The following is a 15,856-nucleotide window of genomic DNA, read 5'->3' as shown; positions in this document are numbered from 1 at the left end:
CGTGAACCAGCGATCCTTTCGCAACCCCCACACTGGATATCAGTATCGCGCTAAAACGCGTCGTGACCAGCCTCGAGACACCGCATTTTGGACTTTGCATCGCGTGGCACAAGACGATGCTTTTGCCAATCTGGTATTGCCCAACGAGATTGAACGCCACCATTTGAACCGGCGCGACGCTGCTTTCGCCACGGAATTGGCCTATGGTACCCTACGTTTACAGGGACGCTACGACGCGATTATCGCACGGCTGGTAGACCGAGATTTGGGGGAACTCGACGCGGATGTGCTTACGGTGTTGCGCTTGGGGTGTCACGAGTTGCTGGGGATGCGAGTTGAAAGCTACGCGGCTGTGGATTCGGCGGTGGACTTGGCGCGCGACCGAATCAGCACCGGGCCGGCGGGGATGGTCAATGCAGTTTTGCGTCGGGTGTCGGAAAAATCGCTGTCGGAATGGCTGGACATTATTACCGAAAACCTGAGTGAGGAAAAAGCCTTGGCCGTGGCGTTTTCTTATCCCGAATGGATGATTTGGGCGTTGCGCGATTCCCTGGTGGCGGCCGGGCGAGCGGCAGAGGAACTGCCGGGACTGCTAAACGCTCAAAACACACCGCCTTATGTGGCTCTTTGCGCCCGCCCGAGCTTGTGCACAGCCGACGAATTGGCGACAGCAGCGGAAACCTATCTTGATGTGGACACCCGTTTGGGACGGCTCTCGCCGCACGCGGTGGTGCTTTCGGGTGGTGATCCGCGTCGGTTACGCCTGGTCACGAGGGGCTATGCTGGGGTAGAGGACGAGGGTTCCCAATTCCTGGTTGAGGTGTTGACGGCGGTAGAAGTGCCTGGAGTAGAGCGCACCTGGGTGGATTTATGTGCCGGTCCGGGCGGGAAAACCGCTTTGTTGGCGGCTTTGGCTAAGCCGAAGGACGTGGCAGTGGTGGCCAATGAAATCGCGGAACACCGAGTCGAGTTGGTGCGTGATTCGGTCAAAGCCTTGGCGGGTAATGTCACGGTTATCCGTGGGGATGGGCGTGAATTCGGATCCCGGCATCCCGGCAAGGCCGACCGGGTGCTGGTGGATGCGCCGTGTTCCGGGCTGGGGGCTCTGCGGCGACGTCCCGAAGCTAGGTGGCGCAAAAACCCGGCAGATTTCAGCGAATTATCGCCTTTGCAGGCCGATTTACTGATTTCGGGAATCGAGGCTGCCAAAGCCGGTGGGGTAGTGGCGTATGCGACGTGTTCCCCGCATTTGGCCGAAACCCGCGCCCTGGTGAACTCGGTGTTACAAAAGCGTGATGATTTGGAAGTGCTCGATGCCGTAGAGATAGCGAAGCAGGTGGCGCTCGACGCCAATCATGATTTTGGATCGGGGCCTTACCTGCAGCTTTGGCCCGACAGAGATCACACGGATGCCATGTTTTTAGCCCTACTACGAAAGAAAGAAACTGATGAAAATTAAAATTTACCCCTCTGTTTTGAACTGTGACCAGATGCATTTTGCCAATCAGCTTAATGCTATTGACAGTGCCGATGGGGTGCATTTAGATATTATGGACAACCACTTTGTGCCAAATTTGACTTGGGGGTTACCTACGGCACAGGCAGTGGTGAAATCCACTACCTTACCAGTGGATGCACACCTGATGATTGACAATCCCGACCGGTGGGCTCCGGAATATGCCAAAGCCGGGTGTTCTATCGTAAGTTTCCACTTCGAAGCGGCGAAGGCACCGCTGCGCACCGCCGAAGCTATCCGTGAACTGGGCGCTAAACCGGGGATAGCTTTGAACCCGGCCACCCCGGTTAGCGTCTTAGCGGATATTTTGCCACGTTTCGACCAGGTGCTGTTGATGAGCGTGGAACCGGGATTCGGGGGGCAGGGTTTCATCCCCGAGGTCTACCCCAAAATTAAGCGGTTACGCAAGATGATAGAGGAAGCCCGGCTGAGCACCGATATCGAGGTAGATGGCGGTATCAGCGACAAGAATATCGCCAAGGTGGTTGAAGCAGGGGCGAATGTCATCGTCGCTGGTTCTTTCGTGTTTAAACGCGAACCTGCTAGGGCTATCGCGAAACTGCGCGAAATTGCCGTTGGGGTACGCTAGGGTACCCCAACGGTTGGATTTGCTCTACAGGGTCGCGTTTTCCAACAATTTATCGCTTAGTTTCACTCCACCGAGTTTCAAAATCTTGCCATTGGCAATGTACAGCGGTGTCCCCGCGCTGTTTTCGCCAAGCTTAGCCATGCGCTGTTTTGCATAGATATCGATAGATATCTGCCCCGATTCCGGGGATGCCGCAGGCACCTGAGAATAATCAATTCCATTTTCCTCGGCAATTCGTTTAACCACGGGTTCAGGGTTCGTGGCTTCGTTAATCCATTTGGAATTGTTCTTATTGTTCTGGAAATCAGCAGTTTTATAGGTATTCATGGCATAGTGTGTCAACGCCTTTGACAACTTCCACGTCTTTTCCGGTTGGTTTTTAGCCACCCAGTAAATCAGATTATTGGCCACATGCGCAAAAGGAGCATTATGAGTCAAGGTGGGGCGTAACACCAACAGAGCCTTGCCGTCCTCGGCCAAATCCTCGAGTTGCTTGCCTTGATTCAGCTTCTCGTCCACATCATTGCAGATGTTACAGGTGTAATCGAAATAGTACTCTAAGACTTTGGTGCCTTTGGCTGCCTCCGAGGCAATCTCTTCGTCGGAAAGCAGCTTGCCATGTTTAAACCACAAACCCTTGCCTTGGGAGTACTCGGTGGGTTCAGCATATCCCGTCAGCGATGCCGTATTGGCAATGGTGCCGTCGGGCTGTGACACCACGGCACGTTTCTTGGTGACGATAACCACTGCGGCCAGTGCCAACGCCAAAACCAGGGCGACGATAACTATAATCATCACCGTGCGGGCGTGACCGGCGTTGTTCGGATTGGATACTACGATTTTCTTATTGGATGTTTTTCCCATGCTGCTCCTTAATAACGTCTCCACTATTGTAGACGAAGACGGCCGCCCTTTCTTTCCAAGCGCCCTTCGCTGTCCAGTTGCGCTAGCCCCAAAGACATCCGCAATCGGATGGCGGTGCGTGCCGGGGTCAAGTCTAAGACGCGTGCCACTGCCTCGCTAGCGTCCTCTTCCAGGGGCTCTTGCGTGGCAATAACCCAGGTCAGAGCGTTGTTAAACTCTTCGTCGCAAATATCGGTCAGATTGCGTTGCCCGTAAATAGAGCCGGTACGAAATACCTTAAAGCGGTCTTTGCCGGTTCCTGGTGGCCAAACGAACTCGCCAAAATTCGTGGTTTGCACTACAGCTTCGGGCGATAACAAGGCGAGAATCTTATCGCGTCGCTTCGGGTGTAAACGTTGCATTCCAAAGGCATCCGCCACCAGTTTCGCCAGTCTAGCGGTGCCAATTGGGCCTTCGGTATAAAGGATTTTTTCCAAGGCTTTCTTCACAACGGCTGCATTATCGGGTTCGTCAAGTTCGTCTAGAACCTGTTTTTCCCCCAGGTCGTGTTGGGGTTTACCCCGAGGTACAAATGGTTTAATCGTGGTTTCACCGTGGTCTGGCAACGGTACGAATTCGGGGTCTGCCTCGGTGATAATGGTGGTGGCATCAAAATGAGTATCCGGGGTGGTGCCTGACATCCCGGATACTCTCGATGCTATCCCGGGGGAGTCATTTGTCGGTACATAGAGTGGCGCGAACACCCCCAATCCGGGTTTGGAAATTTTGCCGGTTTCCTCGGGCGCAGTCAGATTAGCAATCCATGCTCCTTCACTGTCGCCGAGACGCTCTGAGAGTGTGGGTTGAGGCAGTGGAGCCTCCTCGGCTTGCTCGCGCGTCAAGTGGGTGAAAGCACTTTGGGGGATATCAAAGACAATTGGTGCTGGGGAATGCGTGTTTAATCCTTTGCCCAGGGCAATTTCCCCGTCGGTTATCTGTTTGGGCAAAGTTCCGGGATGCGCGAGAGCTGGGAACATGTATAAAGCCGCATCTGCGGATGGCGCCTCGTGAAGGGCGTTGATAATGTTGTCGGCAATCCGAAGTTCTGGGGGCAATTCGGTGTTGGAATCTGGGGATTGGCTCGTGGCGACTGCGTTGATATCAATCGTTAACTCCGGGGTGGATGGCGTTATCGACGTGGAATGAGTTACCTCGGGTAATTCGGAGTCGGGGGTAGCGGTGGCTGCTACAGTGGTCGCCAGGGTGGCTGGAGCCGGCAGGTTGGGGGGCAGACTCCAGATGGTTTCGGGGTCATGAGGTGCCTCCCAGGAATCCATGCGTTGGGAGAGAGCCGCAACTATCCGAGCCGGGGAAGAATAGCGGTCTTCACTGGCAACTGCACCTTCGGTGACATCCCCGGGGAAAGCCAAGTCAAGGGAGAGAGACACAATACGTCGAGTGACTTCGTCTTCATCATTGATTAGCTGATCGAGGTAGATATGTTCTATTTGGGCGAAGCCACAGTCTTGTACCAGGTAATCTTCCAGATTTACCTCGCGGTCGATGGTGTGACTCAGGCCACACCACTCGGGATTATCAAGGATGATTCCCATCCAGGGTGCCTCGGCACTGCCTCGAACCGCTAAATCAACGCTTAGCGGTGGATTTCCGAGCGGTCCGCTGACTTCCAATCCAGCCTGTCCCAGCAGTTTCTTAAGGTGTTCCACCACAAAATTCGATTCACTGACGAATTCGTGGGGACTGTGGGGTAACTCGATTTCTTCGAGGAAATCTCGCAAGAAATCGGGCAGAGCGCCTCGGTCAAGATTGCTGTCTTCTACCAGCCATAGGCGTTGACTGACACTTTGCATCAGCCTTGTAAACGCGGCGGTGAGGTCTTCACGGCAACTGGCAGGTGAGGGCTGGGGGGAGGCATCAGAACCGAGGAAAAACACCAGCGCCGGGATTTCTCCGGCAGGAAAATCACCTAGATGAGCCACTCGCAACGCGGGCAGTTTCAAGCCGTGTTCCCGGAGAGTGGCACCCAGATACCAGCGGATTCCCGCCGCCATATCAGCCGTGAAGGTTACGGCCAGTAGCCGGGAGTTTTTGTTTCTTAGCGCCAGGTTAATTAAGAAATTTCCGGCTTTTTCAAACCACTGGAGGCTGGGATTTTGTCCCGTCCACCCCGGAGCCTCCCCGGCTAGATGTGGCGCAAATTCCGCAGCCTCCGGATTTTCCAAGGTCAAGATGGTAGCTGATTCCGGGCGCCACGCCACCGGCCAGCCTTGCCCCGTGGCACCCAATTCTTTATTTACCAGAGGCACTACGGGGGACAGCTTCGAACCGTAACGCAGGTGGAAGCGTAGCTGCGGGAAACCGGCTTGGCGTGCCGCTGTGTACACCGAAGGCGCTTCTTTTTGACCGCCAAAAGTTAAGGTCGCGAGGCTGTTAGCTACAAACAGAACTTGTTCAACACAGCTCAAAGCCTTGACTACTGCCCCGGCTGGGAGGCTTTCGCAATCCAGCACCACGAGGGCATCGAAGCGAGATTTTCCCGGTACCAGATATTGTGCGGCCTGTTGGGGAGTCAACCCCAGAATCGGGGTTCGCGCCAATACCAGAGGTAAATCCTGGCGTAGTGCGGTGGAAATCGAGAAGTCTTCTTCACGCAGGCGTGCCCCGAAGGCTCGCAGCTGATTTTTGTCCAGGCGATGGGTAAAGTCAGCGGCAGCGGCCTGTATCGCATTGGTGATTTCTCGTCGGGTTTCAGCGGCGGTAGCGGCCAGTCGTTCTGCTTGGGCGTTATGTTCGGCAGCCGAAAAAGACTGCAGCTGCAGGGCATGGTTGCGTTCCTCTAGGGCGGTGAGACTCAAAGCGTGGTGTAAAACTTCAGAAATGCCCTTACCACTGAGCCTGCCTTGTTCCACCCATTGTGAAAGTGTTTCCAGCCCAATTTCTTTAAGCCTGGGTTCGAGGCGGCGAAAGGCAGCCATGCTGTCCAAAGTGGAATCTTCGGGCGTTAAGGAAGCCGACCAGATTTTGCGTACCTGTAGGTATTTTGCCAATGGAGGCATTGCTTCGGCCCAGTGTTGCAATTGGCGGGGTTGGGTGCGCAAAATATCCAGGATTCCAGCGAAAGATCCGGCAATGGCACGCACCTGTTTCCCCAGGTTGCCACCCTCTTGGGCAATGTCTTTCAGGGAAATTAAGTCCGGAATTCGAGTTTGCAGCTGGGCAGCCAGTTCTATGGAAGTTAAAATCGTGTCGGCGTGGCGCAAAAACAGCTCGTGAGCCCCGGTGGCTAAGGCATCGATTTCATCCAGACCCAACAAAGGATTGGATACAATCAAGGCACTTAGCTCTTCACTTTGCCGCCGAATTTTTGCCATTTCCTCGAGAGTTTCCACTACCTTTGCGGCCGGCAAAGGAGCCGAAAGATAGGGCTGGAGTTCCTTTAGCACCGCTTTGAGTCGCGATCCGCGAGTGAAGCCGCTAGAGGACTGCGCGTGGCGCGCATCGACCAATAAGCGCTTGTCTAGCTGTTGAGAATAAGCCTCGCGCGCCATCTCGAGCAGCGGCTTCGCATTTTGAATCAGTTCCCGATAGCGAGCCTTAAGTGCCCGGATACTTTGCGTAATTTCTATGCGTTCCCCGTTGGTGAGTTCCACGGGCTCTCGACCGTAGCCGATTTCCAGCAGGTCAAGCCATCGTGCAAACAATGGCCAAGTCTCTATGCTGGTGCAGGCCGACATGATTTCGAGCACCGCCGGGTGCGCGTGGGTAATTGCAGCTTCTAAAGCATTGACGGCTTGGGACAAGGTGGCTTTATCGACCTGGTAGCCTGGCCCCAACAAAGACCAGGGATTTGCGGCCAGTCCCCCCACTGATTCCTTATCCAAATCGGCCAGCTCTCGACTGTATCGCGCGGCACGGATGCGCTGTTGAGGCTGGTAGGGAAACAATGGGGATTGAGCCAGTTCTGAGGCTAAGTCGAGTTCCTGTGCATTCAGATTCGCTGCGGTAACCAAGGTGGCGGCGTAAGCATCCCAAGTCGAGAGCTGATTCGGTCCGGGTTCATGCACCGTCGCGGCGTAAATATCAAGGTCAGCGGCGAGCGCCACCAGGGATTGGCGGCAGGACTGTAAATAATCCGAATCCGCATTCACCGGTTTGTCCCATGCTGCTTTAAGCGCTGCGCGTGCCGACTCGTTAAAATCGTGTGACTCTAAAGTAAGGAATAAATGCCCCAAATCGGCTCGTTGCATCCGTGTTTTGAGTCGGTTTAATGCATTTGGGTTTCCTATCACCAAGGCGGTGCGTTGTTCCACAATGCCCTGCGACAGGGCGTTTACTACCGCCGTAGTTTTGCCGGTGGCTGGCTCTCCAACCAGAATCAGACTCTCTTGGTGTCCGAAGGCTGCCGGTACCCGCAGCTGGTTATGGTCGGCTTTCAGCGGGGTATAAAGCAGCTTGGAAATATCTAGGTTGGGGTATCTGTTGGGTGGGTAATCTTGCGTTTTACTGGGGGTGGCATACTGTTTCACGAGGGGTGAGCCGAGATAGACGCCAAGGTTTTTGCGTAAATCCCCAAGCACCTCATGAAATCCACGTCGAGTCAGACCCACGCGACCCCCCGCGACTAATTGCAAACCAGCGGCCCGGGGTGAATTGCGGAGCTCGTGAAGCAAACCGCGCCATAAGATGTCTAGATTCAGTCCTGATGCGGTTTTACCAGCCTTGACCCATCGCGAGGAAACCCCGTATTTTTGGGACAAAATCTTGACTACCGTGGTGTTTAGCTGCAGCCTGGCTCCGGTTTCCAACTGGAGAAAACCTGGGGGAGTGGCCGGGGTGGCTTGCAGGACGGCAGTGAAAATCGGTAGACACCACTTGCCCGATGCTGGCAGTACCAGCCCCAGAGCTGCCTGTAGCTGGGTGTTTTCGTCAAGATTCTCAACCAACCACCGCCAGTGATTTGGCATGTCCAGGGGAACGGCGGGCGGAGTGGCTAGGGTTTCGGATACACTGCTGGCGGGAACTGGATACAGCTCGAAGCGCGCACCTTGACGCAGCTTATGGCTGGTAGCAGATAAGCTATCCTCGCTGAAATTGAAACTCAAGCTGCCGGCGGGGGCAGACAGGGGAAACAGGCCGATTTGAGCGGAATACAGCGAAGTAATCCAGGCATCCCCGGCGGCATTCACAGGTTTTGACACGGCATGCTTCCTCGACTAGTTTTTTAGGCTCCCGTTTATTTTAAGCCATTCTGGCGCGGGGACGAAAGCTAAACTGGAATATAACAGGAATATAACAAAATGGTTAACTTTTTTTCACGCTAGCCACTAACATAGTCTAGTAGGGTCGAGCAGAGGAGACGATTATGACTGACGCAGGCATACCAGCACCGGACGAAACCGCCGTTTTCGGCGCGATAGGAAGGCTAGAAGGCACAGAGGATGTATCGGGTAAGCGTGTACTCTCCGCCGCTGATGAACAAGCGGTGGCTTCGCTTCCCGCCGGATCAGCTCTGCTGATTGTGCAACGCGGTCCTTCGGCTGGTGCCCGATTTTTATTGGACACCGACCGGATTACCGCCGGACGTCACCCACGTTCAGATATTTTCTTGGACGATGTAACCGTGTCGCGCAAACACTGTGAGTTTTTACGCGGCGACGGGGGATACCTGGTGCGCGACATTGGGTCTTTGAATGGGACTTACGTCGACCGTATTCGGGTGGAATCGCACCTGTTGGCGGCGGGCGAGGAAGTCCAAATCGGGAAGTTCCGTTTGGCCTACTATCCAGCGGTGGCACAGTGAATTCGTCTAACACTGCCCGAAAATTTGACGGTGAATCCCCGAATTGTTGGCCCTTTGAGGTAGACAGCACTCCTTCTATGCCCATCAGACAGGTGATTGAGCTGGTGGCATCGGAATTCCCCTCGGTCACCCAGTCGAAATTGCGACTGTTGGAAACCCACGGGATTGTGTGTCCGGCGCGTTGCGCCAATAATGGATACCGCGCCTATTCCCTAGCTGACGTGGAGCGGATTCGCTATGCCCTGCGCCAGCAACGCGACAGTTACTTACCTTTGGCTAAAATTGGTCAAAACCTGGCTTTACTTGATTGTGGCGAGGAGCCGGTTCCTCTTGAACCCATCGCACGAATGGTGGTCAGCGACGGGGAAGTGGCGGTGCCAAAAACGAAGCGGGTCACGGTGCGCCAAATTATGGACTATACTTCGGTCAGCTCGGAGACTTTGGAGAAAATGGTAGCCGCTAAGTTGATTGCTCCGGATTTGTCGGGGCGGTTTTCGGTGCGAGCCGTGGCGGTGGTGCGCGCGGTGATGCAGTTGGAAGTAGTGGGTATTGAACCCCGGAATTTGCGTTCCGCCAAGTCGGCAGCGAACAGTGCGGTGGATTTGATTGACAAAGTGGTGGGACCGGCTCGCGCTAAGAACACCGCAGTGTCCAAGGATCGGGCACGCCAGGATGCCCATGATTTGGCGACTATCCTGGCTTCGTTGATAGAGGCTCTGACTATGCAAGGGGTTGAAGAGATTTCTTGACACTCAAAACCTTAAACTTTAACTTGAAGTGTAAGGTTTGGGCGCGTCGCTCATTGACTATTGACTCTTTGAGCCTTAATCTAAAGATACTGAAGTTTCGACCAGCGTTTGAATGGAGCCGGAAGTGGCAGACAGCTATCAGGGACGTGTCCCGCAAATTAAACAGCCAATGCTTTTTGGCGAGGTTCTTCCTGTTCTTGACGAAGAAACAGGATACCGCGGGCCAATTGCGTCCAAAGCCGCCGGGATTACCTATCGGCAGCTCGACTATTGGGCTCGTACCGGGCTGGTGGAACCCACGGTACGCAATGCGAGGGGATCTGGCTCGCAGCGTCTGTACTCTTTCCGCGATATTCTGTTGCTGAAAGTGGTGAAACGCCTGTTGGATACGGGGGTTTCCCTGCAACAGATTCGAGTGGCGGTGGCTACTTTGAGCAGTATGGGTGTCGATGACTTGGCTTCGATTACTTTGATGAGCGATGGGGCTTCGGTCTATGCCTGTACCTCGGCGGACGAGGTTATCGATTTGATGCAAGGTGGCCAGGGCGTTTTTGGGATTGCTGTGGGTCGCGTGTGGCGCGAGATTGAAGGCACTTTGGCCGAGCTGCCCACCGAGAACCTGCACGATGCCAATAATCCCGAGGTTATCGACGAATTGGCGCGTCGACGGGCGGCTCGTCACGCCAGTTAGTTTCGCGACGGGGTAGGGCTCGGGTTCGACTCGTTTCCGGTTCATGAGGTGCTTGTGGAGGTTTTGGTGTATTCTAAAATGACATAATGTATCTTATCGGATTGGCACCGACTGGGAATCGACCTAGTTTTGAACCCTTCGCCTGTCTGGGAACCCCATCGCGACCCCGCAAAAAGCTGCAATCCTGGCGATTGGGTTATAATGAGTTGCCCCGTTTTAGAGAGGAAAATAAATGGCTGATCGCGCACTTCGTGGTACCCACATGGGCTTCACATCTTTGGAATCCGAGGAAGGCGTCGTTTTCGTTGAACGACAAACCGTTGACTACACTTGTCCCGCTGGCCACACCTTTGATGTGACCTTCGCTATTGACGCCAAGGTTCCCGATGTGTGGGACTGCCCGCAATGTTCCCAAAAAGCCCTGCGAGTCGGAGCTGAAGACTTTGCCGAAGAAAAAACCATAAAACCCCAGAAAACCCACTGGGAACAGCTGCGGGATCGACGCTCCATCGAGGAACTTGATGTGTTGCTGGGGGAACGCCTCGAGGCATATCGATCGGGTCGCCGCCACTGAAAATAACTGGGTGGAACTGGGGTGTGGCCTGGATTTTAGGCACGCACCTCATGAACCCCGATGAAGTAACTCGCTTACGCGCCAACGTAAGACTTTCACGAACGCCTCTTGGATGATTGAACCCGACATTTTAGAGGTTCCGGCGCGCCGTTCCACAAAGATGATTGGCACTTCTTTGATTTGCCCGGCCGCGCGCCGCGTGCGCCAGGTCATCTCGATTTGGAAACCGTAGCCTCTGGACTCGATATTTACGGCTCCCAACAGGCGATTCAGGAAGTCGACGCGATAGATTCTGAAACCGGCGGTGGCATCGTGGACCCGCAAACCGAGAATTATATTAACATAAAAATTGCCCGCGCGGCTGAGTATTTCACGCTTTTTGGACCACCCCCGGGTACCGCCCCCACGGATCCAGCGCGACCCAATCACCAAGTCTGGCCGGGTGGTACCCCGCGCCATAGCCAGTAAACGCGGCAAATCCTGGGGGCGGTGCGATCCATCGGCATCGAACTCGCCCACCCAGGTATAGCCGTGCTCACTGGCCCAAGCAAAAGCCGCCAGATATGCCGGTCCCAATCCCGACTTTTCTTGGCGATGCAAGACATGGATGCGGGAATCCTTGGTGCCCAGTTCCTCGGCCAAACGCCCCGTTCCATCGGGAGAATTATCGTCGACAATCAGAATATCCACGCTAGGAGCCTGTGCTAACACTTCGTGAGTAATATCACTTAGGTTTTCAGCTTCATTGTAAGTAGGAATTGCTATAATTGTTTTTTCAATCATTTGTTCCAGCTTTCTTTAACAGTGTTAATTATAATAAATAAAGACATTCCGGCAAACACAGCCAAAGCCATTAGAGAAATCATTGAACCATAAGCCGCCGCTGGGGTGAACCCATGACGCAGTGGCACTGCGGTAACAAAAGATCCCGCGTGGAAAGTGGGGATAACTTTCCCTAAGATTTCACCTTTAGCATTAACCCTCGCAGTAGAGTCCATAGTGGAAGCCTGAACCAAATCCAGCCCGTATTCTATCGCACGGAACCGGGCGATAGCCAGCTGTTGGTCAGCTTGGTCTGAATCCCCAAAAAGCATATTCGAAGTGGGAATAATAATAAAACTGGCACCTGATACGGCACGCTGCATTAACCCATCATCAGCAATTTCAAAACAAATCGGGGTGGCCACAGTGGTATCCACTCCCCCAGCATGAATTCGTAAATGTGCCACCCCAGTTCCCGGACGAATATCGCGGGGAACCAACGCTGAAAACTTCGGTGCTATAGTTCTTACTAGATGGCGCCACGGCAAGTATTCCCCGAAAGGTACCAAATGCTGTTTTGAATAAGTGCCGTGCGCCCGTCCATCTTGCCAATAGACAATGGTATTTTTGATTTCTTTATTCTTGAACCCTAAGGTGCCAAAAATCATCGGAGCCCCCCCGAATGCAGTGGCTACCTTGTCCACCTGCCAGGAAGCATCGGCATTCAGCCGTGGATCCACATCCGCCGCATTCTCGCCCCACACCACCAAGTCAACCCGCTTGTGACGGCCAAGACTATCGTGGAGTCGCAAAGACTCTTTGACATGCAGATTCATCACTTCGAAAGGCTCCCCGCTGGCGGTGAGCGGAGCCCGCCCCGGGGTGTTACCTTGAATTATCGCCACCCGCAAAGACTGGCCGGTGGCCTCGGGCTTAGACACGGGCACCACCAGAGGGAAAACCACCACCGCTACAGTCAAAATACCGGAAATAGGGCGGCGTAAAATCCCCTTACCACGCCGGAAAAACTCGATGGCACCTAATGAAACGGCCACCACCACCGCACCCACCGCCACCGAGCCACCCCACGGAGCCCACGCTATCAGCGGGGAATCCACCATCGCGAAACCCAATTTTGACCACGGAAAACCACCCCACGGAACCAGAGAACGCAACTGTTCCACCCCGACCCACGCCACCGGTCCCCACAGCAGACGCAGCGGCCACAAAACCCGGGGATGCTGATCCCACCGAGCCTCGCCCGCCCCCCATAACACCGCGAAACCCCCGATGAAAAGAGCTTGCAACACACTCAAAGCCACCCACGGCAGAGGTGAAGCAGCCGGAATCGTCAGCCACGTCAAGTGCAGGGCGAAAAACACCACCCCCCACACTGAACCAATCACCAGGCGGCCCCAGGAGGGATGGCGCCAATCCGCGCAACGACGCACCGCCCCGAACAGACACATCAAGGCTGGAAACAGCAAAAACCACAGATTCCAATGCGGAAAAGCCAGTCCGCCAAGCATCCCCCCGCCCAGAGCCAAGCCTAGAGTTATCAGAAATCCCAAGCCACTACTCCACGCCTTAAAGTGTCATTGAGCTGCTGGAAACGTTGGGATGAACCCGGCTCTACCACCTGGCGCAGCTGATTGCTCAAATCGATAACCTGACGCACCATCCGCACAAAATCCCCCGCGCCAACTCCCCCGCCGAGCTCCAGACATTCCGTCAAGGTTTTGCCCTGTGCCCAGGCCACCACACCCAAAGCTTCGCCGGTGTCAAGCGGCTGATATGGTTCCAAAAGATGCGATTCCTGTAACTGTGCCAAATCAAAATTCAGCCGAGCCATGGCTTCCAACGCCGTTGCTAGACGCAGTGAAGCATTGGCCGGAATCAGTCGTGACGGCCCCCCGCCGCGATTCTCGCTGATGCAAACCGCCAGGGCACCCGCCAACTCCGACACCGTCAAATCCGTAAAGAGGCCGCGTTGCACACATTCCACCACCAGCAAATCACGCTCATTGTACACGCCTTGCAGCATTACCCCCTTGGGGGTCAATCGATAATCCGCTTGAACATAGTCCAAGGCCTGCAACACTTCCACCGTCGAACGCAATTGGCGTGACAAACTCTTGGTGCGCATTTCGATACGCTGACGCAACTGGGCGGCTTGATTGCTTGCCTGGCGATACTGGCGGGCGTGACTGAGGTGGATGTCGTGGTCAGAACAGCGATAGCAGGGATGGGCTTTAACCTGTTCGCGGGTGCGGTCAATGAGCTCGCGATCCTTAGCACGGTTTTCCGGGGTATTCTCGCCGCTGTGGCGACGCTGTTTGGCCTGTTTTTCCGCCGTTGATAGCGCCTTCATCAAGTCGAGCAGTTCGAAAATATCGCCTTCATGGCAGGTGGCAGCCTCGCGCTGCTCGCGGGCTTGAGCTTCAAAGCTGTTAAGATTCTTTAAGAGTTTGCGCGATGAACCCAAGGCTTCGAACTGGGCGAAGGATTTTTCGACGGTGCGTTGAGCCCCATCAAAACTGGTTCTGACCAGCAAATTCACCGCCATATTGTAATTGGGAGCGAAAGCGGAATGCAGCGGGAAGCTCTGACCCGCCGCCAGACTCGCCAAGACTTGCGGGGGATTCCTGGCATCCAAAACAGTCAGCGCATATCCAAAGGTGTCAATCCCGCGTCGCCCCGCCCTTCCGGTCAGCTGAGTGTATTCCCCCGCCGTCAGATTCGCCCGTTCCGATCCGTTGAACTTGTTTAAAGCCTCTAGCACCACCGTGCGCGCCGGCATGTTAATCCCCAAAGCCAGGGTTTCGGTGGCAAAGACCAAGCGAACCAGGCCGTCAGCAAACAGGTTTTCTACCAACTGTTTTTGGATGGGCAACAACCCCGCGTGGTGCGAGGCAATCCCGGCTGCCAGATTTTCCTCCCAAGCATAGATGTTGCTGGCCGACAGATCCTCGGGGTTGAAACCCGCCAGAGTGGTTTCAACGCGCCGCCGGATTATTTCAGCCTCTGCCTCGCTAGTCAGACGCAGCCCGGAACGCTGCACCTCGGTGGCGGCCGCGTCACAGCCCGCCCGGGAAAAAATAAACTGTATGGCTGGCAGTAAACCTTCACGCTGCAGGCGTCGTGCTATCTCGACGCGGTTGGCGCGCTGCCGGCGAGGGAAGCGCCCGCGCCGTTTCATGAGGAGCTGCGCGGCTTCGGCCAGTAAAGCTCGATTCAAGTTTCCCCTGGTTTTCTGGTTTTCAAACAGGGGGAAAATCTCGGCATCGTGATTCACCATGAAGTGTTCCAGGGGAACCGGGCGGGTGGAGGTCGACACTACCTTGGTTGGTCCGCGCAAGGTTTCGAGCCAGTCGGCAAATTGACGCGAGTTAGAGACCGTGGCAGAGAGATACACCAGGCGCACCGCTGGGTCTAGGTGAATTATGATTTCTTCCCACACTGGGCCGCGAAACTGGTCGGAAAGATAGTGAACCTCGTCCATAACCACGAAACCCAGGGCGGATAAATCCGCTTTGGCGTAAATCATGTTACGCAAGACTTCGGTGGTCATCACGATAATGTCGGCCTCCCCGTTTACCACCGTGTCCCCGGTCAACAACCCCACCGAGTCAGAGCCGAAAATCTGTTGCAATTCCAGGAATTTTTGGTTGGAAAGCGCCTTGATTGGGGTGGTATAGAACAAGCGTTTGCCCTGGCGTAAAGCCAAGAAAATCCCGTAAAGCCCCACGATAGTTTTCCCAGCCGAAGTCGGGGCGGTCACCAACACATCAGCGCCCCCATCCAAGACCTGGCACCCCGCAATCTGGAAATCATCAAAGGGGAAGTCGAACATGGCCTGGAATTCATCAAGCTGAGCCGAGATTTGCCGCGCTTTGAAAGCCCGGTATTTCCCGGCGGGGGTTTGTGGATCCAGCTGGGGTGGGGCGACGCGTTTGCTTTGTTGAGGCCGGCGTTTACGTTTGGGACTCATCGGGGTGCGCCCACCAACCCGTGACTGGCCCAGCGTTCCTGAGCGCGGCGTAGGCGACGCTGTTTATTGACGCGGCGCTGTTGCTTGATTTCTTGGTGGCGAACCCGAGCGCTACTCAGGGTTTCGGGGTCGCCGGTGGGGCCTGGAGCGTGAAACGCGACCTGCGTGTCTGGCGGCACCACGTCTGATTCTGGCAGCTCAATGCAGCGTAGAGCTCGGTATGCCCCGCGCACCTTGAAGAATAACCATACCAGGGTAAAAACCAGCATGGCCAGGGCATAAATCCCCAGAAAAAGCCACACAATTCCAAGCCAGGTCAT

At 55.0% G+C, this 15,856-nt stretch carries 12 protein-coding genes; 6 read left to right on the top strand and 6 right to left on the bottom strand.

Annotation, left to right across the window (positions count from 1 at the left end; all coding sequences use genetic code 11):
- Position 1 precedes the first annotated feature (1 nt).
- Both HMPREF0577_RS03845 and rpe read left to right on the top strand, forming a co-directional pair.
- Positions 2-1,459 (top strand): RsmB/NOP family class I SAM-dependent RNA methyltransferase, encoded by a 1,458-nt coding sequence (locus HMPREF0577_RS03845; RefSeq protein WP_004012372.1) that lies wholly within the window; start codon positions 2-4, stop codon positions 1,457-1,459.
- Positions 1,449-2,105 (top strand): ribulose-phosphate 3-epimerase, encoded by a 657-nt coding sequence (gene rpe / locus HMPREF0577_RS03840; RefSeq protein WP_004012371.1) that lies wholly within the window; start codon positions 1,449-1,451, stop codon positions 2,103-2,105. Before HMPREF0577_RS03845 ends, rpe begins: the two co-directional genes overlap by 11 nt.
- Positions 2,106-2,129: 24 nt before the next feature.
- Here the strand turns inward: rpe and HMPREF0577_RS03835 are convergent, their stop codons facing one another.
- Positions 2,130-2,969, bottom strand: coding sequence for a DsbA family protein (locus HMPREF0577_RS03835; RefSeq protein ID WP_004012370.1), 840 nt, complete (start codon positions 2,967-2,969; stop codon positions 2,130-2,132).
- Positions 2,970-2,992: 23 nt separating this feature from the next.
- Positions 2,993-8,167, bottom strand: coding sequence for a DUF3320 domain-containing protein (locus HMPREF0577_RS03830; RefSeq protein ID WP_036342268.1), 5,175 nt, complete (start codon positions 8,165-8,167; stop codon positions 2,993-2,995).
- Between the two features lie 164 nt (positions 8,168-8,331).
- Here HMPREF0577_RS03830 and HMPREF0577_RS03825 point away from each other — a divergent pair, with 164 nt between their 5' ends.
- From HMPREF0577_RS03825 to HMPREF0577_RS03810, 4 genes are all read left to right on the top strand, one after another.
- Positions 8,332-8,769 (top strand): FHA domain-containing protein, encoded by a 438-nt coding sequence (locus HMPREF0577_RS03825; RefSeq protein WP_004012367.1) that lies wholly within the window; start codon positions 8,332-8,334, stop codon positions 8,767-8,769.
- Positions 8,770-8,846: 77 nt separating this feature from the next.
- Entirely contained in the window at positions 8,847-9,518 is a 672-nt protein-coding gene (gene ftsR / locus HMPREF0577_RS03820; protein WP_004012366.1) for a transcriptional regulator FtsR, read from the top strand.
- 112 nt (positions 9,519-9,630) lie between these two features.
- Positions 9,631-10,209, top strand: a complete 579-nt coding sequence (locus HMPREF0577_RS03815) for a MerR family transcriptional regulator (protein WP_004012364.1) — start codon at positions 9,631-9,633, stop codon at positions 10,207-10,209.
- Between the two features lie 232 nt (positions 10,210-10,441).
- Positions 10,442-10,783: an RNA polymerase-binding protein RbpA gene (locus tag HMPREF0577_RS03810; protein ID WP_004012363.1), complete on the top strand. Its 342-nt coding sequence runs from the start codon at positions 10,442-10,444 to the stop codon at positions 10,781-10,783.
- A gap of 48 nt (positions 10,784-10,831) precedes the next feature.
- Here the strand turns inward: HMPREF0577_RS03810 and HMPREF0577_RS03805 are convergent, their stop codons facing one another.
- From HMPREF0577_RS03805 to HMPREF0577_RS03790, 4 genes are read right to left on the bottom strand one after another with little or no spacing between them, the layout of a single operon-like run.
- Positions 10,832-11,566, bottom strand: a complete 735-nt coding sequence (locus HMPREF0577_RS03805; RefSeq protein ID WP_004012362.1) for a polyprenol monophosphomannose synthase — start codon at positions 11,564-11,566, stop codon at positions 10,832-10,834.
- Complete coding sequence (lnt, locus tag HMPREF0577_RS03800) at positions 11,563-13,116, bottom strand: apolipoprotein N-acyltransferase (RefSeq protein ID WP_036342265.1); 1,554 nt, start codon at positions 13,114-13,116, stop codon at positions 11,563-11,565. Before lnt ends, HMPREF0577_RS03805 begins: the two co-directional genes overlap by 4 nt.
- On the bottom strand, positions 13,104-15,536 hold the full coding sequence (locus HMPREF0577_RS03795; protein ID WP_004012360.1) for a DEAD/DEAH box helicase: 2,433 nt from the start codon (positions 15,534-15,536) through the stop codon (positions 13,104-13,106). The genes lnt and HMPREF0577_RS03795 overlap by 13 nt, the downstream gene beginning before the upstream one ends.
- Complete coding sequence (locus HMPREF0577_RS03790) at positions 15,533-15,856, bottom strand: hypothetical protein (RefSeq protein ID WP_036342439.1); 324 nt, start codon at positions 15,854-15,856, stop codon at positions 15,533-15,535. The genes HMPREF0577_RS03795 and HMPREF0577_RS03790 overlap by 4 nt, the downstream gene beginning before the upstream one ends.

This window comes from Mobiluncus mulieris ATCC 35243 (assembly GCF_000160615.1).
Taxonomy (GTDB): Bacteria; Actinomycetota; Actinomycetes; order Actinomycetales; family Actinomycetaceae; genus Mobiluncus; species Mobiluncus mulieris.
The sequence above is the reverse complement of the archived record's forward strand: the minus strand, read 5'-3'. Positions and strand labels throughout refer to the sequence as shown.

What these genes read in the sequence shown, in the direction of transcription:
- HMPREF0577_RS03795 (WP_004012360.1), bottom strand. Translation starts at nt 15,536, where the DNA reads ATGAGTCCCAAACGTAAACGCCGGCCTCAACAAAGCAAACGCGTCGCC.
- HMPREF0577_RS03825 (WP_004012367.1), top strand. Translation starts at nt 8,332, where the DNA reads ATGACTGACGCAGGCATACCAGCACCGGACGAAACCGCCGTTTTCGGC.
- HMPREF0577_RS03835 (WP_004012370.1), bottom strand. Translation starts at nt 2,969, where the DNA reads ATGGGAAAAACATCCAATAAGAAAATCGTAGTATCCAATCCGAACAAC.
- ftsR (WP_004012366.1), top strand. Translation starts at nt 8,847, where the DNA reads ATGCCCATCAGACAGGTGATTGAGCTGGTGGCATCGGAATTCCCCTCG.
- HMPREF0577_RS03805 (WP_004012362.1), bottom strand. Translation starts at nt 11,566, where the DNA reads ATGATTGAAAAAACAATTATAGCAATTCCTACTTACAATGAAGCTGAA.
- HMPREF0577_RS03810 (WP_004012363.1), top strand. Translation starts at nt 10,442, where the DNA reads ATGGCTGATCGCGCACTTCGTGGTACCCACATGGGCTTCACATCTTTG.
- HMPREF0577_RS03790 (WP_036342439.1), bottom strand. Translation starts at nt 15,856, where the DNA reads ATGACCTGGCTTGGAATTGTGTGGCTTTTTCTGGGGATTTATGCCCTG.
- rpe (WP_004012371.1), top strand. Translation starts at nt 1,449, where the DNA reads ATGAAAATTAAAATTTACCCCTCTGTTTTGAACTGTGACCAGATGCAT.
- HMPREF0577_RS03815 (WP_004012364.1), top strand. Translation starts at nt 9,631, where the DNA reads ATGGAGCCGGAAGTGGCAGACAGCTATCAGGGACGTGTCCCGCAAATT.